The sequence below is a fragment of the Enterobacter asburiae genome (genome assembly GCF_024599655.1).
Taxonomy (GTDB): Bacteria; Pseudomonadota; Gammaproteobacteria; order Enterobacterales; family Enterobacteriaceae; genus Enterobacter; species Enterobacter asburiae_D.
Window position 1 is genome coordinate 1,810,891 of sequence record NZ_CP102247.1, and the last position, 20,894, is coordinate 1,831,784.

Below are 20,894 nucleotides of genomic sequence, written 5' to 3' on the forward strand. Positions count from 1 at the left end.
TCCGCCGCATACGGTTGATGGTTGCGCCGCTATCGTTATCTTATCGACAGAAAACGTTCGTTTACTAATGTGCAACAGACCGTTTAGTTTATTATTGTTCTCATTGTGAAGCGCTTTCGATAAATTCGTATTACCCCAATTCCTGGTTTATACGAATATGAATAAAACGCTATCTATGCCCCTGGTGGTATTAATTGCATGCCTGTCCGTGGGCGGATTAATATCTACCGATATCTTTTTGCCTGCGCTGAGCGAAATGCAGTTGTTTTATAAGGTCACGGAGGCGCAAATACAGGATGCTATCGCCCTGTTTTTATTTGGTGTTGCGTTTTCACAGCTGGTGTATGGGCCGTTAAGCGACAGCCTGGGGAGAAAGAAAACGCTTATTGCGGGGCTGTTAATCTGGTTGGTTTCGACGGTCGGCGTTATTTACTCTACTCATATTAATGAGCTGCTTATTTTACGCTTATTACAGGGCATCGGCTCCTGCGCCGGTATCACCGTCAGCCGGGCGATTATTAATGACATGTTGGATAAGAAGTCTTCGGCCCAGTTGTATCTTGTCATATTTCCCTTTGTCGGGATGTCACCGGCTATTGCGCCCATGATCGGCGGCGTTTTAACCCAACACTTCGGCTGGAAATCCTGTTTTATCTTTTTGACCTTGTTTATCGTCATGACGCTGGGACTCTGTCTCACCGCGCTGCGCGAAACGTTACCGCCTGAAAAAAGGCAAAGGCTGAGCGTGATGGCGGCCATGGTCAACACCCTTGTGGTGTTAAGAAACAGGCAGTTTTTGTTTTATGCCGCCATTCCCTGTTTTGCTTACGCGGCCTATTTTTCCTATATCGTCGAGTCGCCCTTTTTGCTGGGCAAGCTTGGGCTTTCACCGCTTTATATCGGTTACACCTATATTTTGCTTTCCGTAAGCTACGTGGCGGGGAATCTTATCGCTAAAAAAAGATCTCGCCTGGTGGGTATTGAAGAGACCATTCGCCGTGGGTATCGCATTTTTGTCATCGGCGGCATCGTCTTTGCGCTTCAGATGTACTTAAGCCCAGTGCCTTTGTTCACCAGCATTATCTCCATCGGCATTCTGACTTTTGGCAATGGCTTCCTGCTGCCGTTGGGCACGGCGTCTGCCATCGCGGCACATCCGCAGGCGTCAGGAACGGCCTCGGGGGTGATGGGCGCATTACAGCTTGGAAGCGCAGCGCTCGCAACCTTCCTTATTGGAAAACTCTCCGCTCATGCTCCCGTCATGACCGCGCTGATTATTGCCTGCGTCTGCGTTGTAGGTTTCCTTGTATATGTTTTTGGTCAATATGGTTTTATGGAATTTATCTCCAGTAAAGAGAGTAATATCAATGATTAATAATATAGATGTCACATTAAGGGATGGCGGGTATCAAAACAATTTCAGCTTCCCCGTGGACTACGCAATTAAGCATGTGCGCGCACTGGTGGGCAGTGGCGTTGAATGGATAGAAATAGGTTACCGAAACGGTTCGTTTAAACCCATCGCGGATATTGGTTTAACCGGAATGTCTCCCGATAATTATATCCAGGCGATTCATGATGCCGTACCCGAAGCAAAATTAGTGGTCATTGCCCATCCTCATAATATTAACCGACAAGATATTATTAGCCTGCGAAAAAGCGGCGTTGCGCTGCTGCGGATCTGTATCAAAACAGATAATCCCCAACCCGCGCTGGAAATGTGTGAGGTGGCGAAAGAGAACGGTCTGCGCGTGAGTATGAACTTTACGCGAGCCAGCCAAATTAACGCGAAGACGCTTGTTGACGTGGCATTGCAGTGTGAGAAAGCCGGGGCCGATATTATTTGCATTGCGGACTCTAACGGCAGCTTGCGGCCAGAGCAGACCGCGCGTCTGGTCAACCTGCTTAAATGCACCACCCCGCTTGAGGTGGGATTCCATGCCCACGATAACCTGGGGCTGGCAATGGCAAACTCCATTGAAGCCGTAAAGGCCGGCGCGACCTTTATTGATAGTTCCCTGACCGGCATGGGAAAAGGGGCGGGAAACCTGGCGATGGAAACCTGGCTGTCGCTGTGTAATTTCAACGAAGGCAAAGACCGTTATCACACGGAGTGGATATTTAATCAGGTGCATCAGCTGGTATCGAAGGAATTCTACAACGCCTCTTACCGCAGCGTGGTGGATATGATCCTTGGGGTGAAAAATCTCAGCGTCGAAAACCGGAAGATGGTGGAAGAGACGCTGACGACAGAAAGCCAGAGAACCTTCAGCGCTATTGATAACGTGATCACAGGAACGGCAGCATGAAATTACAGGATGCAGTAATACTGGCGCCGGTCATGCCCGCCTGGGACGGGGGGGCGTTTTGCGCTCCGCTGGTTACCTTGCTCGAAGAGAAAGGATTTTCCGTCACGATCGTTGATACGTTGAACCTGATTACACACGACGATCCGCAGAGCGCGATTGACGCGCTTTGCCAGACGCTAAATGCCCAGGTCAAACGCCCCTGGCTGCTGGTGGGGTTTGCAATGGCAGGCACGCTGGTGCAGCTGCTGGCGCACCGTTTACGCGGCGTAGCGGGCGTCTTGAGCGTGAGCGCTCCCGGTTTTGCCGACGAAAAATTAACGCAGCGGCTGGTTCGTCTCATCTCTCTACTTGAAAAAGGTGAACTCGGTTCGGCCATGGATATTCTGCATCACTATGTCCTGCCCGAAGGTTCGCCTGCGCCGCGGGAGAAATTTACCCTGCCAGATACCGAGAAAATGTCGGCGATTAAGAGAATGCTCACCGGATTCTCACTGCTGTTAAAGATGGATGCCCGCGCGGATATTGCCGCCTATGACGGTAACTACCTGGCGATTGTGGGTGAAAAATCCCAGCTGGCCTCATGGGAAAACCAGACCCACAGCCCCCGAACCCAGCACTATTACAAACGCATTCCCGGCGCGGGGATGCGTCCGTGGAATGACAATCCGGCTGCGGTGAATGCGCTGCTCAACGAATGGATCGATACCTTATGAAAAATGTTCTGGTATTGCCGGGAGACGGTATTGGTCAGGAAGTGTGCGACGCCGCGTTACCCGTCATCGGTGCGCTGGATCTTCCCATCCACCTGACCTTTGGGGAAATAGGCTGGTCCTGCTGGGAACGTGAGGGTAATCCTGTGCCAGCCCGTACCTGGGATCAGATTGCGGAGGCTGATGCGGTGCTGCTGGGGGCCATCACCAGCAAGGGAAAATTGCAGGCTCAGCAGGCGCTACCTTTAGCGCTCCGGCAGAAAGGCATTGAGTACGTCTCACCGGTGATTCAACTCCGGCAGAGGCTTGGGCTCTTTGCCAACATCCGTCCGGTGAAATATGTAACAGGGGAGCGACGTCCTTTCCGCTGCTGTGTGATCCGGGAAAATACCGAGGGGCTGTACGCCGGAATGGATTTTAAAGGTGTCGGCGCGAACGTGGCCAGCTGGCTTAAGCACCCGAACCTCGAAAAATATGGCCCGGACGAGGCGGCATGGTCAGTCCGCCTGCAAACGCGCTATGGCCTGGAGCGCCTGTTTCAGACGGCCTTCGACTATGCCCGCAAAAACCACTTTTCGCGCGTCACGTTTGCCGATAAACCCAACGTCATGCGCGAAAGCGGCCATTTCGCGGCAACCATATTTCATGAAGTGGCCGCGCGTTTTCCTGACATTCGGGCAGATATTCATAACGTTGATGCGATTGCCCTCTGGCTGGTACGCAAGCCTCACGAGTTTGGCGTGATTGTCGCAGAAAATATGTTTGGCGATATCCTGTCGGATCTGGCTGCCGGCGTGATGGGGGGACTTGGCCTGGCACCCAGCGCCAATATTGGCAGTGAGGTAGCCTATTTTGAACCCGTACACGGCAGCGCGCCGGGGATGGCGGGGCAGGGAAAAGCCAATCCGTGTGCGATGTTCTACACGATTGCGCTCATGCTGGAGTACCTGGGCTTTGAGGCGCAGGCGGAAAAACTGCAGCAGGCTGTCGATCGCGTTGTTCGTGACGGGAAGGTGGCCACCTACGATTTAGGCGGCTCGGCGACAACGCAGGAGATGGCAAAGGCAATAATCGACGCCCTGGTTCAGCCAGCCATCGCGAAAACGGCCAGCGTGATCGCGATTGGTGATGAGCTCCTTTCCGGACAATGCCTTAATACGAACCAGCAGACTATCAGTCAATGCCTTGAAAAGGCGCATTATCAGGTCAGATTTCAGGCGACCTGTGCAGACAATATCCCGCAGATAAGCTCGGTAGTGACGGGGCGTATCGGGCAGGACGATCTCATTGTGGTATGCGGCGGACTTGGCCCAACCTCTGACGATAAAACCCGCGAGGCGATTGCTCAGGTCCTGAATAAACCGCTGGTACACGACGAAGAGACGTGGAAAACCATTGAACGCCGTCTCGTGACGTTCGGGGTGAAGAACGATCCTTCGAATCGTCTTCAGGCGCGTTTCCCCGAAGGCGCTTCCATTCTGGATAACGCTTCCGGCACCGCACCAGGGTTCAGCGCATGCGTGGCGGGCAGCCAGCTGGTGGTTCTGCCTGGGCCGCCCTCCCAGGCGTTACCGATGCTGGAAGAGACGCTGGCAAACAGCGTGGAAACCGGGCCTGAAAGGAAAAAGCACAGCTGGACCCTGCTCGGCATCAGCGAGAGCGAGGTTGGTTCTATCGTCAGTGCGCTGGTTACCTCCACGGACTGGGACAGCCATTTCTTATGGAAAAGCCCTTACGTCATCGTCCAGATTGTGACGCCTGAACATCGGCCTCTGCCGCTTTCGGTGAGGCAAAGTCTGGACAGCGCGCTGCGTCCATATCTTGTGAGTAAACGGAATAAAACGGCGGGAGAAATACTGCAGGAGGCGTGCAGTATTCGCTGGCATACGTCAGATGCAGACCTCCCGGCTTACCTGCCCGCAGGATCCCAGCACCGAAAAGGAGAGCCAGCGGTCAGGATGGATGTGACGGTTAGCCCCTCGCTCCACGAGCTTCCGATCGGCGAAGCCCATCTGGGGCAAATGACAATATCGGTTCGTCACCAGAATGGTCAGGCGCATCAGATGACGTTTCCGATGAACAGAATACTGCTTGCGCAAACCCTGCCGGAATATGCCGCCTGGTGCGCCTTAAAAACCCTGACAACACAACATGGATAATTCGACAATGACGACTCACCCGACGCTTCAGTCGCGCCTGCTGGCGCTGGATACGGCAGCCATTTCGGATGCGCTGGACAGTTTATACATTGCGGGTGGCCTTGCGGGCATTAAGCTGCAGGCCGGGGGCGGAAAGCTGGCAGGGCCTGCCTGGACCGTCAAGTATGAAGCCTGCGTGGTGGAGAAAAACCAGTTTATGAATGCGGGGAACTATATCGATCAGGTTCCGGCTGGCGCGGTCATCGTTGTGGACAATGGTGGCCGTACGGACTGCACCAGCTGGGGCAATATTCTGACCACCAAAGCCGTGCTTAAAGGCATCGCCGGTTCCGTCATCTACGGCTCAGCCAGGGACATTGCAGACATTCGTCAGATGAATTACCCGCTGTTCGCCAGCAATATCTATATGGTTTCCGGCAAGAACCGTGCGCGGGTCAGCGCGGTACAGTGTGCGCTGCAGATTGAAGGGGTAACGGTCTGCCCCGGCGACTGGATTTTCGGCGATGAGAATGGCGTTCTGGCGATCCCCGCTGAGCAGTTGGAGGAGGTGATCCGTCGGGCTGAAAATGTTGAAAAGACGGAGCGTGAAATCATTAATGCTGTTCGTGAAGGCACCTCGCTCGACGAAGCCCGACAAACGCTTGGCTACCATGTGCCCTGGGAAGCAAAAGCATGACGCGCCCGTTTTATAACTACTGGGCGTCCCGCCTGCGCTTTCTGGACGTGCACTATCACGCGCGCCCGGACAGCTATCAGCGGCGTTACTCCGCAATGGAGGCCGGGGAACGTTACGCGCAGCTTCAGGGGGGCGTGGTGCTTAAGAACCACCTGGGGAGCGTCAGCGCGCTGGCATCGGCAATGCAGGAGAGGGGGCTGCCCGTCTTTGGCTCAGTTGTACTGAATGCCGCCGCCGGGGGAATAAACCTTAACGTTGTCCGCCAGGCGCTGAGTCAGTATCAGTTTGACGGCGCGCCCAGGCTGCTTGTGCACTTGCCAACCGTGGTTCCAACGGCGCATAAAAGCGGGTTATCCCGGACGTTCAGTAACGAGTATGCCCGGCATTTCGCCGGGCAGCCGCTCTCGATTGCTGACGATGGGGGTGAATTACGTTCTGGCGTAAAAACGCTCATTCATTTTGCCAGGCATCATGACATTGTGCTCTCCTCAGGACATGCGACGAAAGACCAAACGCTGCGTCTGATTGAGGCCGTTGAGCGAGTGGGTGGATGCAGGCTGATGCTGAACCAGCCGGCGAATCCGATGACGGGATTTACCGCCCGTGAACTGCGCGCGCTCGGCGAACACGAGTGGCTCTTTGTTGAGCAGTGCGCCCTGACGGTCTATTTAGGCTATCAGCCCCTCGACGATCTCTATGAGGTGCTGACGGGAGTCCATAACCTGGTTTACAGCTCGGATCTGGGCCAGCCGGGCCAGCCCGACATCGGCGAGTGGCTGGAGGATAGCCACCGCTGGTTCAGAGAGGCCGGACTGGATGCGGCGCGCATCGATGAGATCGCGCTGCTGAACCCGCTCAGGATGTTGGCGCCGGGGCCGTTGCAAGGTTAAGCGTGCGGAGGAAATCAATAAATGCCTGTTCCTTGGGCGAGGGATGAGGATTGATATGCACCACATACATGGGAAGAGGGGCAGGCATATAGGCATCAAGGGCGGTGATGATTTCTCCTGACTCCATTCCCGCTCTCACGGTGAATTCCGGCAGGTAACAGATCCCTAACCCGTGATGCACCATATTGCACAGGTCGAGGCTGTTGCTCACTCTGGAGACGTAATGAGGGCGGATTTCAACCAGCTCATCGTCAATAACAAATTTCCAGCTGCGGCGGTGGTTATCAAAATGCAGAAGGCAGGTATGCTGGCGCAGCTCGTCAGGATGTTGCGGAATACCGTGCTGCTGCGCGTAGGAGCGTGAAAGACAGGTATATTTTCGCCAGTAGCCAATCAGCGTGTAATAAAGGTTGCTGTCGGGGAGTGGCCCGCACTGAAGCGCCAGATCGAAGCCGTGGCTGAACAGCTCCATGCAGTGATTGCCGGTCACGATGTCCAGCCTCAGATTGGGATAGCGCTCCAGGAAGGCACCAAGGTGCGGAATAACGTGCTGGTTGCTGATTGAATGGGGTATACCCACTTTGAGATTGCCGCCAATTTCGTTACTGAGGCTTTTGACATCCCTGAGGCAGGACTCATATTCATCAATAATGAGCAGGCAGCGCTGGTAAAATTGCTCTCCGGCCGTCGTCAGTGAAATGCGGCGCGAATTGCGTTTAATCAGTTGCGCATTCACCTCGCTTTCCAGCTTTTCAATTCTGCGGCTGATCATGGCCGGGGAGAGTTTCATGGCCATCGCGGCGGCGCGGAACCCCTGACACTCTACGACCATTCTGAAGGCTTTCATATTTTCCAGCATTGTGTCCTCCTGACGCTGGTCTGGTATCGCTATTCTCGCATTATTTCATCAGCATGTTGTGCTGGTTTTTATTGCAAACCGTTATCGCAGCGTGACTATTCTGACAAATTTCGCAGCGGGCAGTTATAGTTAGCCTGTGACTATCAGGTTTAAGATCAGGGAAACTATGATTCGCTTATTCTCGCTCGCGTTAATGCTTGCTGCCATAACTCCCGGTGCGCTGGCCGTTACGTACCCACTTCCCCCTGAAGGCAGTCGTCTTGTTGGCGCTCCCGTTACGGTTGTTGTCCCCCAGGAGAATACCCGGCCGCTGGAGTATTTTGCGGCGCAGTACGGGCAGGGGCTGAGCAACATGCTGGAAGCAAACCCGGGCGTGGATCCTTTTTTGCCAAAAGCCGGAACGACCTTAACCATCCCTCAGCAGCTGATTTTGCCTGACACCGTCCGCGAGGGCATTATCGTGAATGCGGCAGAAATGCGCCTCTACTACTACCCGCCGGGTGGCAATACCGTTGAAGTGCTGCCCATCGGCATCGGTCAGGCCGGGCGTGAAACCCCGCGTAACTGGGTGACGGCCGTTGAGCGTAAGCAGGAGGGGCCAACCTGGTCTCCGACGCCAAATACGCGGCGTGCCTATGCTGCAGAAGGGAAAACGCTTCCGGCATTCGTGCCCGCCGGGCCGGATAACCCGATGGGGCTCTATGCGATTTATATCGGCAGGCTCTATGCCATTCACGGCACAAACTCGAATTTCGGCATCGGGCTGCGGGTGAGCCAGGGCTGTATTCGTCTGCGAAATAACGACATCAAATACCTTTTCGATAACGTTCCCGTGGGAACCCGCGTGCAGCTTATCGATCGACCCGTAAAGGTGACAACTGAGCCGGACGGAAGCCGCTGGGTGGAGGTTCATGAGCCATTATCACGTAACCGCGCGGAATTTGAGTCAACCCGGAAAGTGCCTCTGCCTATTTCAGCCGCGCAGCGAACGCAGCTGATAAACGAGGGCGCGGGCGCTGAACTGGAGCGGCGATCGGGGATGCCGGTTAAGATCGGCATGTGAGGTGATTTTCGCCGGGTGGCGGCTGCGCCTTACCCGGCCTACGATTCGAGGTTTTTGTAGGTCGGGTAAGGCGCAGCCGCCACCCGACAATTTTACCAGATGCCGAAAAGCAAAAAGCCTGCTTTAAAAGCAGGCTTTTTAAATTTGGCTCCTCTGACTGGACTCGAACCAGTGACATACGGATTAACAGTCCGCCGTTCTACCGACTGAACTACAGAGGAATCGTGTGAATGGGGCGCATATTATCGACCTGCGTTCGCCTTGTCAAAGGGTGGATCAACGCCTTTTGATCGTTTGCTGACAAAATCGGCAAAGTGATGTTTTTGGCAGCGGAATGCACCGTCATGGTGCGGGTATACCCCTAATGGGGCAGATCATAAACTGCTGTTTCGGTAATAAAACCCCCCTCCATGATTAGGTTTCCTTATTTTCAGGCGCTTAGCGAACAATTTAGACCGCCTGGTAAAAGTGGCATTCATATTGCAAAACCTGTTCAACAACGACAGCCGGTTCCGGCACAGCATTTCGAACAGGGGGCAAAATGAACTTAAGACGACTGAAATACTTCGTAAAAATCGTCGATATCGGCAGCCTGACTCAAGCGGCAGAAGTGCTGCATATCGCGCAGCCCGCGCTGAGCCAGCAGGTGGCTACTCTGGAAGGCGAGATGGATCAGCAGCTGTTGATCCGCACCAAACGCGGCGTCACACCAACGGAAGCAGGCAAAATCCTTTATACCCATGCGCGCACCATCCTTCGCCAGTGTGAACAGGCGCAGCTGGCGGTGAATAACGTGGGGCAGACCCTGAGCGGGCACGTGTCTATCGGCCTGGCGCCCGGAACGGCCGCGTCCTCTATTACCATGCCGCTGCTGCAGGCCGTTCGCGCCGAGCTGCCTGAAGTGCTGGTCTACCTGCACGAAAACAGCGGTTCCGTCCTGAATGACAAACTGCTCAATGGCCAGCTGGACATGGCGGTCCTTTACGATCGCTCCCCGGTTGCCGGTATCACCAGCCAGCCGCTGCTGAAAGAAGATCTCTACCTCGTGGGGACTCGGGACTGTCCGGGCCAGAGCGTAGACCTTACCGCCGTGGCAGAGATGAACCTCTATCTGCCGCGCGACTATAGCGCCGTGCGCGTGCGCGTGGACGAAGCGTTCTCCCTGCGCCGCCTGACGGCCAAAATCATCGGTGAAATTGACTCAATCTCCACGCTCACCGCGGCCATTGCCAGCGGAATGGGCGTGACGGTTCTGCCGGAGTCCGCAGCACGCTCGCTGTGCAGCGCGGCAAACGGCTGGATGGCGCGGATCACCACGCCTTCGATGAGTCTGCCGCTGTCGCTGAACATGTCTGCGCGCGGTTCGCTGTCGCCTCAGGCACAGGCGGTAAAAGAGATTTTGATGTCGCTGGTCAGCAAGCCGTCGCTTGAGAACCGTGAACTCCAGCTCGTGAGCTGATATTCCATAAAAGCATAAGATGCTGGTTTTTATTATTTGTTCTGCAGCTCGGCTGACTCTAACAATAGAGCTATGTCAGATGCGCCGGAGTGAATCGTGAATTTCCAGCAACTTAAAATTATCCGTGAGGCGGCCAGGCGGGACTACAACCTGACCGAGGTCGCCAATATGCTTTATACCTCTCAGTCCGGCGTCAGCCGCCATATCCGCGAGCTGGAAGAGGAACTGGGTATAGAGATCTTTATCCGTCGCGGCAAGCGGCTGCTCGGCATGACGGAGCCGGGTAAGGCTTTGCTCATCATCGCAGAGCGGATCCTCAACGAGGCCAGCAACGTTCGTCGTCTGGCGGATCTCTTCACCAATGACGCCTCGGGCGTACTCACCATCGCCACCACCCACACCCAGGCGCGCTACAGCCTGCCGCCGGTGATAAAAGCCTTCCGCGAACTTTTCCCTGACGTCCGTCTGGAGCTCATCCAGGGCACGCCGCAGGAAATTGAAGTGCTGCTGCAAAACGGTGGGGCGGATATCGGCATTGCCAGCGAGCGCCTGAGCAACGACCCGCTGCTGGTGGCGTTCCCCTGGTTTCGCTGGTACCACAGCTTATTGCTCCCGGTCGATCATCCGCTGAATCAGGTCTCTCCCCTGACGCTGGAAGACGTTGCGAAATGGCCGCTGATCACATACCGCCAGGGGATCACCGGACGTTCGCGCATTGATGAAGCCTTCAACCGCAAAGGGCTAACGCCGGACGTGGTGCTGAGCGCGCAGGATTCTGATGTGATCAAAACCTACGTTGAGCTGGGCCTGGGCATTGGTCTGGTTGCGGAACAGTCCAGCGGAGAACGCGAGGACGGGAATTTGGTGCGTCTTGATACGCGACATCTGTTTGACGCCAATACCGTATGGCTTGGCCTGAAGCGCGGGCAACTGCAGCGCAACTATGTGTGGCGCTTTATCGAGCTCTGCAACGCCGGGCTGTCGGTGGATGAGATTAAACGCCAGGTGATGGAGCCGGAAGAAGTGGCGATTGATTATCAGATTTAGCTGCTGGCCTGCCCGGTAGCGCTGCGCTACCGGGCTCATCGCTTAGTTGAACGGATATTTTTTAAAGACCGCCTGTGATTCGAATGATTCGGCAAATGCCTGAATCTCTCTGAAATCCGCTGCGTTAACGACGTGCGGGATCATCGACTGAATAAACGTCCAGACAACCGTGCTCGTGACGGCAACCTGATCGGGAACGGTGGTCGGGCGCGTCTCCAGTAAGGTATTCCATTCCCTGCAGGCAGCCAGCAGCTGGGTTGTAATGCGTTCGACCCATGCAGCGTGCTGCTTTTCCACCGGGCGCTGGTGGTGTTCATACACATTTTGCACGGCCTTCTCAGCGGCGGCGAGAATAAAGCCCAGCGTCTGAAGATCCTTTGCCTGCGCATCCGGCGCGACGGGCAGGAGTCTCCGCTCGGGGGTGGCCTGAGACTCAAAATAGTTCAGTATCAGCGACGAGTCCATCAGCCGTATTCCGTTATCCAGAATCAACGTTGGCGCTTTTACCGCGGGGTTGATTCGGGAGAACGCTTCGAAGGTGCTAAAGACCGACAGCGGCTGGCTTTCAAACTTAACGCCATAAAGCTCAAGAGAGATCGCCACGCGCCGTACATAAGGCGAATCCATCATGCCAATAAGCTTAATCATAATTCCCGTTTTCCTGTCTCTGTGAAATAACGCGTCATTGAAAAGGATGAACTGACATTACAATACAAACTTCCTGGCGAATATCTTCAGTATCTTACCGTAAAGGTTAGTATTACTGACATGTGGGCAAGCTGTCGTTATAGATCCAGTGCAGATAAGGGAGTGTTTTCATGTCCGATTTTCCACCCATTGCCAGTTTGCGAAGCTTCGAAGCCGTCGCCCGTCTTGGCAGCGTGACGCTGGCGGCGAAAGAACTCCACGTTACCCATTCCGCTATCAGCCAGCAGATCAAAATGCTGGAGGAGATGGTGGGCGTGAAGCTCTTCATCCGGAACGGGCGAGGGGTGCAGCTCAACGAAGAAGGGCGGCTCTATGCCCTACAGGTACGCGAGGCGCTGAACCATATCGCAGATGCCACCCGGCTCGTGCAGGTGAAGCCGAGAAAACAGGAGCTGACGCTGGCAATGGTGCCGTCTTTTGGATGCCACTGGCTGTTGCCGCGCCTGGCGGTTTATGTATTAACGACTCCAATATCATTATCGAAGCCGTTCGGCTCGGGAAAGGCATCGCGCTGGAGCGTCGCTCTCTGGTTCAGGACGCCATCACCAGAGGTGAACTGGTCCAGCTAACCTCCATCACCGCGCCGTATCCCTGGCCTTACTGGCTGGTGACAGCGCAGCCAAAGGAGGCGAAGCCGGAGGTGGCTCTTTTTGTCGCGTGGCTGAACGAAGAAGTGCGGATCTGGCTTCAGCAGACGGCGCCCTGAGAATGATGTCAGGCCAAATACTTTCGAATATCGGAAGGCGCATAGTTTTGTTCCCACAAAGCCTTCATCATCAACATATAGGGTTCCGCATACGTAAAAAAAGCCTGATAGCTTTCGCAAAAATAATTAAGCTGCGGCTCACCGGATTGGGAAAGCGCTATGCGGTCTTTTGCACAACCGCCGCGGCAGGCGAATTCCATTTTGCAACTCGTACATTCTTTTGCCAGTTTCGCTGTGAAATGTGGATTGCTGTCATCACAGGATGCATAAACGCAGGTCGGCACAGATAACCCGCACCACGCAGCAAATGCATGCTCAAAGATAGGGATTTTAATCGTTCCAATGTCCAGGCGTATCCAGGTATAAAAAATCGTTTTCAAAAAAATCCCCAGTGCGGCGGGCGCAAGGCTTTGCGCATCCACACCACCTTGTTCAAGCGGTTTAAGTAACGGGAGAAACAACATATGGCGACTGCCAAGACTCTTCAAATAATGATAGATTCGCAGCGGTTGCTGGCTATTTATGTTGTTAAGGACGGTAAGCGTACTGAATGTAATGTCGTGCTTATGCAGTAGCCTCACGTTTGCTTCAATCATATTAGCCACTGGGCTTTCAGAAATCGTTTTGCTGAACGTGTCGCTTTGCTGACTATCACCATCTACCGAAATGCAAATAAGAAAATCATTCTTTTTGATGAATTCACACCAGCCGTCATCTAACGTAATACCGCTGATGAGCAATGTATTAATAATAGTTTTACCTTGTGCAAACCGCAGCTGTAAGTCAATGACGCGTTTTAAAAAAATTAATCCGTCAGACGTTAATTCTTCATCTTGCCAGGAAAAATGCACATCGCCAGTTTCCCATGATTCAATTTTCTGACGAATATATTGCTTAAGCGTCGTATCATCCATACAACCCGTTTGGCATTCCGGGTGCAGTCGCATTTTATGGAGATGAGAGCATTCTGTACAATGTAAATTACAGAATGTAGTTAAGTGTTTTTCCGTCATAGGGCAACTTTCCATCTTTATAAAAAGTGATGCCACTCATAAACGAATGGCATCATTATTTTATTACTTACTGACTTCAACGCGCATTTCATTAACTTGTGCAGGAACGATTTTGTGCCCTGACTTCAGATAGTCAATGACCACATCGGACATATTGTGTCCGGCACGGACTTGAACATTTTTCCCTTCTTTAAATGCCAGAAAACCATCGCCTCCTAAAGCAAGGAATGTCGTCGTAGCAACATGGTAAGTCTCCGTATCGGCAATCTCTTTGCCGTTAATTGTGAAAGATACGACGCGCTTACCTGCTGGTTTCTGCGGCATATAATGCATTTCAGCCCCCTGTGACATTTGAAGTATGCCATTGGTGAGCGATGCGCCATGCTCCATCAGATTACGCAGATCCTTGCCGCTGAGATCCATCTCTGTAAGCTCATTCTTGAAGGGGAATGTGCTGGTGATATCATCAAAAGTAAGAGGGCCTGCGTTGAGATCGGCCCGTAAGCTACCGGAATTAATCAGTGCTATCTGTGCCTTCGGCGCAGCGGCAAGCATTGCATCAGTAAACAAGTTCCCAAGTTGTGATGACTCGCCATAGGCACGGGTTAACGCGATGGGGGATTCACCGACCGGCTGGCGCACGATATCCGCGAGTTTTTTATTCCAGCCATTAATAACTTTCTGCGTTGTTGGATCAGGTTTCCATTCATCAGCGTAAAGCGTTTTAAGCTCGAAGCTTTTCACTTCATGGGTATGCGTGGCAGGTTTAACATCGAGTACCAATTTACCGACATCGATACCGCCGCTGTCAGTCGAAAGGATTAACGTATTCCCCACTTTGATCGGTTCCGGTGTTCCTGTGTGAGCATGTCCGGTGATAAGAATATCAAGTCCTGTGACCTGGCTTGCCGTCTGAATATCTTTATCCAGTGCACGTCGGACATCGGTATTCCCAATGCTGGACTGACGCGCCGGAACACCTTCATGAACCAGCGCGACGGTAACGTCAACTTTGCCCCGCAGCTCATCCAGGTAGTGCTGCAGATACTTCACCTCATCGCGAGCCTCAATCCCCTGGTTCTTAAGGGCCGCTGCTGATTTATCAAAGCGGTTGTTATTATCATTATCGAGACCCTGGAGCGAGAGTTCTGAGACAGTGTCATTAAACGCAAACACGCCGTGCAGCCCAATAACGCCAATCTTTACGCCATCTTTTTCCAGAATGGTATACGGTTTGTTCCAGAAAGGTTTTTCGCTGTCCTTATGGAATACATTCCCCAGCAGAACAGGGAAGTTCGCTTTGCTTAACTGGCGCAGGAGATTATCCCAGCCATGGTCAAATTCATGATTGCCAATTGATACCGCATCAAACGGCATAGTATTCATAATATCAATTATTGCCTCCCCCTTTGTCAGACTGCTGATATAGGGTCCGGTAAAGTAGTCACCGGCATCAAAATAAAAGGTGGCTTTATTTTTTGCTTTTTCCTGTTTTACTAAGGTTGTGATATTAGCGAATCCACCAATATCCCTTGTGCCGTTGGCGACATAAGGGAGTTTGTAAGTATCGACATGCGCGTGGAGATCGTTGGTATAGATAATAGTGACATCTTTGGCACCTGCCCAAAATGGCAACGTCAACAGAACACTTGCAGCAATTATTCTTTTCTTCATGGCCAATTCCTTTTAGTCATATTTAAAAAGTGTATCCGGCGGTTAAATAGTAGGCCCACCCCGTTGAGTCTATACGCGTGATCTGCCCTTTGCTGTTGTATGCTTTACTGCCTTCTTCAAATTGCCCACCATGATAGAAATAACGAAGGGTCGCGCCATAACTCCAGTGAGAGTAAACTAAGCTGAGGATATGGGTGGAAACGATTGAGTCATTTGTACGTGAGTAAAATGGCTGCGCGCCTCCTGATTCGTCTTTTAAGTCTGAGCCGAAATCAAAGTTGGTGAAACCGACGTAATTTAGCTTGCCGCCAAACAGCGTAGTGAGCGGAACAGCATATTTTACTTTAAATCGATACCCATCCCATTCGTTTTCGTTGGCGGCGTTATAATTATTCCCCTGGTATTTAGCGTAGATGTTCGCAGATAACGTCATCGGTAATCCCGTATCGATATCTGTCCCAAGCCCCATATACCAGGTACTCTGACGCTGTCCTTCATTAGTGCCCGCATCATAAATATAGTTGTGAGCAAAATACCATTCTTTAAATGGACCAAAACTCAGGTCGAGCCCCGTTAATTTGTCGATGCTAAAGCGTGGTTCTATTTCCATGAAGAATGGCGAGCCATTATCCCAAATGCCGATATCGTTATCATTTCCTAAACCAAAAAATTTAGGTAAATCGGCGTAGCCGTAGAAATCAAACCAATCCACATGTGCCCACGCACGATATTCTGGATATAAGTCTGCTCTTTTTTGTGGCCCGAAGCGGGTAGAGTTGCTGCCGACAATATTAATGCTTTGATGCCACCAGTCTGATAGGTATTCATCATTTCCAGAGTCTGCAAACGCAACCACAGGTAGCAATATCAATGCGCCTGGCAAAAGACATTTCATTTTTTTCATGCGTATAATTCCTTCTATGGAAGTCTGTTGAAAAACGAGTGTTATTTGAAATACGCGTCAGTATTTCACCACTTCTTGTTGAATCTATTTAGCAGCGCTTACATCAGTCACCCTCATTTCAAGATCGGGTTTTACTGGGCTATGCGCCTTAACGTAATCAATAATTGACTCGGCAGAGGTAGTACTGTTGGTGGTTTTGATGTTTTTCCCTTTTAAAAACGCTTCAAATCCATCGCCACCTGTCGCGCAAAATGAGTGTGTAGCAACCCGATATGTTCTGGCTGGATCTATAGGCTGATTATTAACAGTGAATTTAATAAGACGTTCACCCAGCGGTTTTTTACTGTCATATTCAACATGAACGCTTTTTGACACTTGCAAAATACCATTGGTGAGATTAGTTGCATGGATCATTAAATCGGTGAGATCTTTACCGGTGAGATCCATTTCAACCAGATCGTTATTAAATGGGAAGGTAGTAATGACATCGCCGTAGGTTAAGTTCCCCTGTGGGAAATCAGCACGTATTCCGCCGCTATTTTGTAATCCAACGACGGCATCCGGCACTTTTGCCATCATGGCGTCGATAATTAAATTACCGACAGGTGATGATTCACCATAAGAACGTGTGAAGGGCGCCGTTGTCGATCCAATAACCTGGCCAGTGATTTTTTTCAGCCTGGCATTCCATTCATCAATTCTGGCTTGTACTTTTGGATCTGGCTTATATTCGTCAGCAAATACAGTGATTAATTTACCATTATAACCCTCAATTTTTTTAGTCTGAGGGTTATAATCCAATACTAATTTACCAATATCAGTGCCATAGGCATCCGTTGAAACAATGAGAGTGTCATTGACTTTAATTGGCTCTGGCGTACCTACATGGGCATGACCCGTGATTAATACATCAATACCCTTAAATTTCTTTGCGGTATCGATATCAGCTTGCAGCATTCTGGCTACGTCTTTGTTTCCATAACTTGATTGACGCGCTGGCGTACCTTCATGGATAAGCAGCACGATGATATCCACTTTACCTTTTAACGCATCAAGCCCTTGTTGAATATAAGGCACTTCATCACGCGCCTCTGAGCCTGCGTAAGCTTTAGCGGCAATCGTGTCATAAAATGCAAATTTCTGATGCACCCCGATTACACCAATTTTAATGCCATTTTTTTCGACGATCGTCCAGGGGTTATTCCAGACGGGCTTATCACTGTTGGTATAAAAAACATTGCCTAACAAAATGGGGAAGTTTGCTTTTGATAACTGCTTAACCATATTATCAACGCCATGGTCAAATTCGTGGTTCCCCACCGACACAGCGTCAAAAGGCATGGTGTTCATGATATCAATAATTGCTTCACCTTTGGTCAGGGTGCTTATATAGGGTCCGGTAAAGTAATCACCTGCATCAAAGAAAAAGATATCTTTACTTTTTTTCTTAGCATCATTAACGATGGTCGCTATATTAGCAAAACCCCCTACCAGACGTTCTTTGTCAACGGTGGGGACTTTCCCCGGAGAGACATGCGCATGCAGATCGTTGGTATAGTAAATTGTCACATCTTTCGCATTAACTGATGCAGTAAGCGTTGCGGACAAGCACAACGTAATCAGACTCAGCTTTATATTTTTCTTCATAATCAATTCCCTTGAAAAAACGATAGTTTGAAAAAGGGTTCATGTAGATATATGAACCCTTAAACGGTTATTTCATTACATTCATTTCAATGCATTCATCACCAATGCGGCACCGAAAGCATGTATGGCAGGGACCTTTATTTTTTTACATCAGCAACGCGCATGCCGTTGATCTGCTCATCCGTAATGGTATTGCCCGCCTTGAAGTAATCGATCACAGCGTTAGAAACGTAGTAACCGCCTGTTGTATTGCGTGCTTTACCTTCGGTAAAGGTGGTAAAACCATCCCCACCGTCAGCAAGGAAGCTCTGGGTGGCAATGTGGTAGACGGTCGCGTCTTCAATTGGCTTGCCGTTAAGTGTAAATACGACGACTCGCTGACCGATCGGTTTACTGCTGTCATACTTCATCTCCAGGCCTTTTGATACCTGCAAGACGCCATTGCTTAAACTTGCGGCATGCTCCATCAGCGTGCGTAATTGTTTGCCCGTGAGGTCCATCGTGGCCAGCTCGTTAGGGAAGGGGAACGTACTAATGACACCACCCATCGTAATCGCGCCAGACGGGATTTCATTGCGAATCCCACCGGAGTTGGTCAAGGCCAACTGGGTATTTTTACCCGCTGCCGCCAGCAAAGCGTCAGCAGCCAGATTTCCCAGCGAGGCTGATTCACCATACGCACGCGTCAATTCAACCGGCGACTGCGCTACGGTTTGTTGAACCACTTCATCAAGTTGCTTATTCCAGCCGTCTATGACCTTTTTCGTTTGCGGATCGGGCTTCCACTCATCGGCGTAAATGGTTTTAAGCTCGAAATTTTTCACCGTAAACTGATGCGGCTTCGTGTAGTCCAGTACCAGTTTCCCCACATCAATGCCGCCGCTGTCGGTCGAGAGGATCAACGTATTGCCTACTTTAATCGGTTCCGGGGTACCAACATGCGCATGTCCCGTAATCAGAATATCCAGGCCTTTTACCTGGCTTGCGGTTTGAATATCTTTATCCAGCGCACGGCGTACGTCGGTCCCCCCCACACTGGACTGACGCGCCGGCGTGCCTTCATGAACCAGCAATACGGTTAAGTCGACTTTTCCTTTGAGTTCATCTAAATAGCTCTGCAGCCACTTAATTTCATCCCGCGCTTCAATACCTACGCGTGTTGCCGCTGAAACGGTATCATTGAAGGCAAAGACGCCGTGCAAACCAATGACGCCAATTTTCACGCCTTCTTTTTCGATGATGGTATATGGCTTATCCCAGAATAACTTGCTGCTGTTCTGATAGAATATGTTGCCCTGTACAATAGGGAATTTCGCCTGGCTTAACTGTAATAACGTATTATCCCAGCCGTGATCGAATTCATGATTACCTATCGTGACTGCGTCAAACGGCATGGTATTCATAATATCAATAATAGCTTTTCCCTTCGTTAAGCTACTAATATAAGGACCCGTAAAATAATCACCTGCATCAAAAAACCATGTTGCTTTACTTTTTTGCTTTTCCTCTTTCACCATGGTGGTGATATTCGCCCAACCACCGACATCGCGTTTGCCTTCAGCGATCCATGGAACCTTATAAGGCTCCACATGAGCGTGGAGATCGTTGGTATAAATAAATGTGACATCCTTGGCACAGGCCCAAAATGGTAATGTCAACAGAATGCCTGCGCTAATCGCTTTTATATTCATCATCAGTTCCTTTCAGTTATATAAAGGTTCGTTACTTTACGTTGTGAAAGAATCTTTTATGCGAGTCTGCTCACACAATCAATCAGGAGTTATGAGGCAAAATCAGCGACCTCTTGAAATCGTTGGTAACACATATTGACTCTATTTACGATTAATACCTGCAAATCGTTTGGTTGCCGCAATTTAGGGCTACCTGTATCGGCATGTTCAGATTACAGTTGGCCAGATTACAGGCTAGGGTTTCCGGCATTACACTGTCGGGCTTGCGGGAGTTATCCCCCGCTGTTTGATGAACAACAATTTAATGAATGGCTATCTGCTCATTTAAAGGCATATGCCTCAGAAAACGGTTATTTTTGTCCTGAATGTTATAGCCTGAAAACTATTTGTTATGGTTATAACCCGCAGAGAACGCAGCGGGTGCAGTGCAGAGCCTGCAGAAAAGTCTGGACGCCCAAACGACAAACAAAAAGAAAAATTGTCCCCCCGGAGCGAATTGAAACTATTTCACTCATTGTGCCTTTTCAGGGGAGTAGTACAGAACAGAAGCTGTATGTGCTACTCAGTTTCGACGCCGACCGCGGTAGTGTTCTTCATATCTCCACAAATTTTACGCCGCATGCCAGCGGTGAAACGTTAAGGTATCACTGGCGTGGGTATATTGAGCCTGATTTGCACCATAGTGATATCGTTAATCGCGTTGATATGCGCGAGATGCAGTTTCTACATCGGAGCCAGTTTGATGAAATTCAGTATGGAAGTGCAGCTCTCAAACGTAACGCCAGAGGTGCGATTCTGCGTCCCGTTATCGCGGCTCACGGGCATTTTCGTTTACTTAACATCCTTTTCCCTCAGGTAAAGACACACGTCATTTCACACGAATGCTTTCTTCGAGGCGCCGTTATTACCGCCTGGGCAGATCTGTTTCGCCAGCGGCAAGGTGAGCTTTGGTTTTTAGAAGAGGAAATCACTGAAGATGAAAGCGATATACCCTGGACTTTACTGAGAACAACACAGCACGGCTGGTGGCAAACTCAGTGGCAGCTCTGGGGACAGGGGAAAAACCGCCGGATGGTATGTCCGTTAACAGGGGGTGATAAGCGTAACGCTAAAATACTCTCTTTAAGGGCCAGCAGGCACTTTAGCCACTGGCTATACCAGCAAGCTGAGTTTACGAATAGTGCCAAACTTTCCGCTGGGCGCGTAACGCAGATTCTCCTTTCTCTGGCGGATGCGTCTAACGATAAACTTACACAAACGTTGCCTGGCACGAGCACCGCTTCAATCTAATCTAATCGGCGATAAAGTTATGCCCTGCATTCCCGGTATATAACGTTAAGGGTTCATGTATCTACATGAACCCTTTTAACATCTGCAGT

General features: G+C 51.0%; 17 protein-coding genes, 1 tRNA gene and 1 pseudogene. 11 read left to right on the forward strand and 8 right to left on the reverse strand.

From position 1 onward, the window contains the following. Positions 1–157: 157 nt before the first annotated feature. From NQ230_RS08530 to NQ230_RS08555, 6 genes are read left to right on the forward strand one after another with little or no spacing between them, the layout of a single operon-like run. Positions 158–1,375 carry a multidrug effflux MFS transporter gene (locus NQ230_RS08530; protein WP_121424348.1) on the forward strand — a complete coding sequence of 406 codons (1,218 nt, stop codon included), beginning with the start codon at positions 158–160 and terminating at the stop codon, positions 1,373–1,375. Then, positions 1,368–2,309: a hydroxymethylglutaryl-CoA lyase-like TIM-barrel protein gene (locus tag NQ230_RS08535; RefSeq protein ID WP_121424347.1), complete on the forward strand. Its 942-nt coding sequence runs from the start codon at positions 1,368–1,370 to the stop codon at positions 2,307–2,309. The genes NQ230_RS08530 and NQ230_RS08535 overlap by 8 nt, the downstream gene beginning before the upstream one ends. Further along, entirely contained in the window at positions 2,306–3,022 is a 717-nt protein-coding gene (locus NQ230_RS08540) for an alpha/beta fold hydrolase (protein WP_219324569.1), read from the forward strand. Before NQ230_RS08535 ends, NQ230_RS08540 begins: the two co-directional genes overlap by 4 nt. After that, positions 3,019–5,178: an isocitrate/isopropylmalate dehydrogenase family protein gene (locus tag NQ230_RS08545; RefSeq protein WP_257260764.1), complete on the forward strand. Its 2,160-nt coding sequence runs from the start codon at positions 3,019–3,021 to the stop codon at positions 5,176–5,178. Before NQ230_RS08540 ends, NQ230_RS08545 begins: the two co-directional genes overlap by 4 nt. Next, on the forward strand, positions 5,171–5,854 hold the full coding sequence (locus NQ230_RS08550) for an RraA family protein (RefSeq protein WP_257260765.1): 684 nt from the start codon (positions 5,171–5,173) through the stop codon (positions 5,852–5,854). The genes NQ230_RS08545 and NQ230_RS08550 overlap by 8 nt, the downstream gene beginning before the upstream one ends. Then, positions 5,851–6,744, forward strand: a complete 894-nt coding sequence (locus tag NQ230_RS08555; protein WP_121424343.1) for a DUF6282 family protein — start codon at positions 5,851–5,853, stop codon at positions 6,742–6,744. The genes NQ230_RS08550 and NQ230_RS08555 overlap by 4 nt, the downstream gene beginning before the upstream one ends. Here NQ230_RS08555 and NQ230_RS08560 read toward each other — a convergent pair. After that, positions 6,710–7,603, reverse strand: a complete 894-nt coding sequence (locus NQ230_RS08560; RefSeq protein ID WP_159514498.1) for a LysR family transcriptional regulator — start codon at positions 7,601–7,603, stop codon at positions 6,710–6,712. The genes NQ230_RS08555 and NQ230_RS08560 overlap by 35 nt on opposite strands. A gap of 166 nt (positions 7,604–7,769) precedes the next feature. Here NQ230_RS08560 and ldtA point away from each other — a divergent pair, with 166 nt between their 5' ends. Then, entirely contained in the window at positions 7,770–8,666 is an 897-nt protein-coding gene (ldtA, locus tag NQ230_RS08565; protein ID WP_219324572.1) for a L,D-transpeptidase, read from the forward strand. Positions 8,667–8,811: 145 nt separating this feature from the next. Here ldtA and NQ230_RS08570 read toward each other — a convergent pair. After that, positions 8,812–8,887 (reverse strand) — tRNA-Asn (locus NQ230_RS08570). A 320-nt stretch (positions 8,888–9,207) separates the two neighbouring features. On the opposite strand from NQ230_RS08570, the gene nac reads away from it, so the two are divergent. Together nac and cbl are read left to right on the forward strand one after the other, a co-directional pair. Further along, a complete protein-coding gene (gene nac / locus NQ230_RS08575; protein ID WP_008499475.1) occupies positions 9,208–10,125 on the forward strand; it encodes a nitrogen assimilation transcriptional regulator NAC in 918 nt (305 codons plus the stop codon). Between the two features lie 96 nt (positions 10,126–10,221). Further along, positions 10,222–11,172, forward strand: coding sequence for an HTH-type transcriptional regulator Cbl (gene cbl / locus NQ230_RS08580; RefSeq protein WP_159514496.1), 951 nt, complete (start codon positions 10,222–10,224; stop codon positions 11,170–11,172). Between the two features lie 42 nt (positions 11,173–11,214). On the opposite strand, the gene NQ230_RS08585 is transcribed toward cbl, so the two are convergent. Next, entirely contained in the window at positions 11,215–11,820 is a 606-nt protein-coding gene (locus NQ230_RS08585) for a glutathione S-transferase family protein (protein ID WP_257260767.1), read from the reverse strand. A gap of 170 nt (positions 11,821–11,990) precedes the next feature. Here NQ230_RS08585 and NQ230_RS08590 point away from each other — a divergent pair. Continuing rightward, a pseudogene (locus tag NQ230_RS08590) lies at positions 11,991–12,586 on the forward strand (LysR family transcriptional regulator). Between the two features lie 8 nt (positions 12,587–12,594). Here the strand turns inward: NQ230_RS08590 and NQ230_RS08595 are convergent. The 5 genes from NQ230_RS08595 to NQ230_RS08615 all read right to left on the reverse strand — a co-directional run bounded on the left by NQ230_RS08595 (position 12,595) and on the right by NQ230_RS08615 (position 19,515). Next, entirely contained in the window at positions 12,595–13,500 is a 906-nt protein-coding gene (locus NQ230_RS08595; RefSeq protein ID WP_257260768.1) for a radical SAM protein, read from the reverse strand. Positions 13,501–13,662: 162 nt separating this feature from the next. Continuing rightward, positions 13,663–15,273, reverse strand: a complete 1,611-nt coding sequence (locus tag NQ230_RS08600) for a bifunctional metallophosphatase/5'-nucleotidase (protein WP_371745446.1) — start codon at positions 15,271–15,273, stop codon at positions 13,663–13,665. A gap of 22 nt (positions 15,274–15,295) precedes the next feature. Next, positions 15,296–16,177 (reverse strand): nucleoside-specific channel-forming protein Tsx, encoded by an 882-nt coding sequence (locus NQ230_RS08605; RefSeq protein WP_257260771.1) that lies wholly within the window; start codon positions 16,175–16,177, stop codon positions 15,296–15,298. An 84-nt stretch (positions 16,178–16,261) separates the two neighbouring features. Then, positions 16,262–17,824, reverse strand: coding sequence for a bifunctional metallophosphatase/5'-nucleotidase (locus NQ230_RS08610; RefSeq protein WP_257260772.1), 1,563 nt, complete (start codon positions 17,822–17,824; stop codon positions 16,262–16,264). A 137-nt stretch (positions 17,825–17,961) separates the two neighbouring features. Beyond that, positions 17,962–19,515, reverse strand: a complete 1,554-nt coding sequence (locus NQ230_RS08615; protein WP_159515653.1) for a bifunctional metallophosphatase/5'-nucleotidase — start codon at positions 19,513–19,515, stop codon at positions 17,962–17,964. 132 nt (positions 19,516–19,647) lie between these two features. Here NQ230_RS08615 and NQ230_RS08620 point away from each other — a divergent pair, with 132 nt between their 5' ends. Beyond that, positions 19,648–20,805 carry a cytoplasmic protein gene (locus NQ230_RS08620; protein ID WP_257261327.1) on the forward strand — a complete coding sequence of 386 codons (1,158 nt, stop codon included), beginning with the start codon at positions 19,648–19,650 and terminating at the stop codon, positions 20,803–20,805. The last annotated feature ends 89 nt before the right edge of the window (positions 20,806–20,894 follow it).

Coding starts and splice junctions, on each gene's coding strand:
- NQ230_RS08555 (WP_121424343.1), top strand. CDS start 5,851: ATGACGCGCCCGTTTTATAACTACTGGGCGTCCCGCCTGCGCTTTCTG.
- NQ230_RS08610 (WP_257260772.1), bottom strand. CDS start 17,824: ATGAAGAAAAATATAAAGCTGAGTCTGATTACGTTGTGCTTGTCCGCA.
- NQ230_RS08605 (WP_257260771.1), bottom strand. CDS start 16,177: ATGAAAAAAATGAAATGTCTTTTGCCAGGCGCATTGATATTGCTACCT.
- NQ230_RS08545 (WP_257260764.1), top strand. CDS start 3,019: ATGAAAAATGTTCTGGTATTGCCGGGAGACGGTATTGGTCAGGAAGTG.
- NQ230_RS08585 (WP_257260767.1), bottom strand. CDS start 11,820: ATGATTAAGCTTATTGGCATGATGGATTCGCCTTATGTACGGCGCGTG.
- NQ230_RS08615 (WP_159515653.1), bottom strand. CDS start 19,515: ATGAATATAAAAGCGATTAGCGCAGGCATTCTGTTGACATTACCATTT.
- NQ230_RS08595 (WP_257260768.1), bottom strand. CDS start 13,500: ATGGATGATACGACGCTTAAGCAATATATTCGTCAGAAAATTGAATCA.
- NQ230_RS08540 (WP_219324569.1), top strand. CDS start 2,306: ATGAAATTACAGGATGCAGTAATACTGGCGCCGGTCATGCCCGCCTGG.
- NQ230_RS08550 (WP_257260765.1), top strand. CDS start 5,171: ATGGATAATTCGACAATGACGACTCACCCGACGCTTCAGTCGCGCCTG.
- NQ230_RS08535 (WP_121424347.1), top strand. CDS start 1,368: ATGATTAATAATATAGATGTCACATTAAGGGATGGCGGGTATCAAAAC.
- ldtA (WP_219324572.1), top strand. CDS start 7,770: ATGATTCGCTTATTCTCGCTCGCGTTAATGCTTGCTGCCATAACTCCC.
- NQ230_RS08530 (WP_121424348.1), top strand. CDS start 158: ATGAATAAAACGCTATCTATGCCCCTGGTGGTATTAATTGCATGCCTG.
- nac (WP_008499475.1), top strand. CDS start 9,208: ATGAACTTAAGACGACTGAAATACTTCGTAAAAATCGTCGATATCGGC.
- NQ230_RS08600 (WP_371745446.1), bottom strand. CDS start 15,273: ATGAAGAAAAGAATAATTGCTGCAAGTGTTCTGTTGACGTTGCCATTT.
- NQ230_RS08560 (WP_159514498.1), bottom strand. CDS start 7,603: ATGCTGGAAAATATGAAAGCCTTCAGAATGGTCGTAGAGTGTCAGGGG.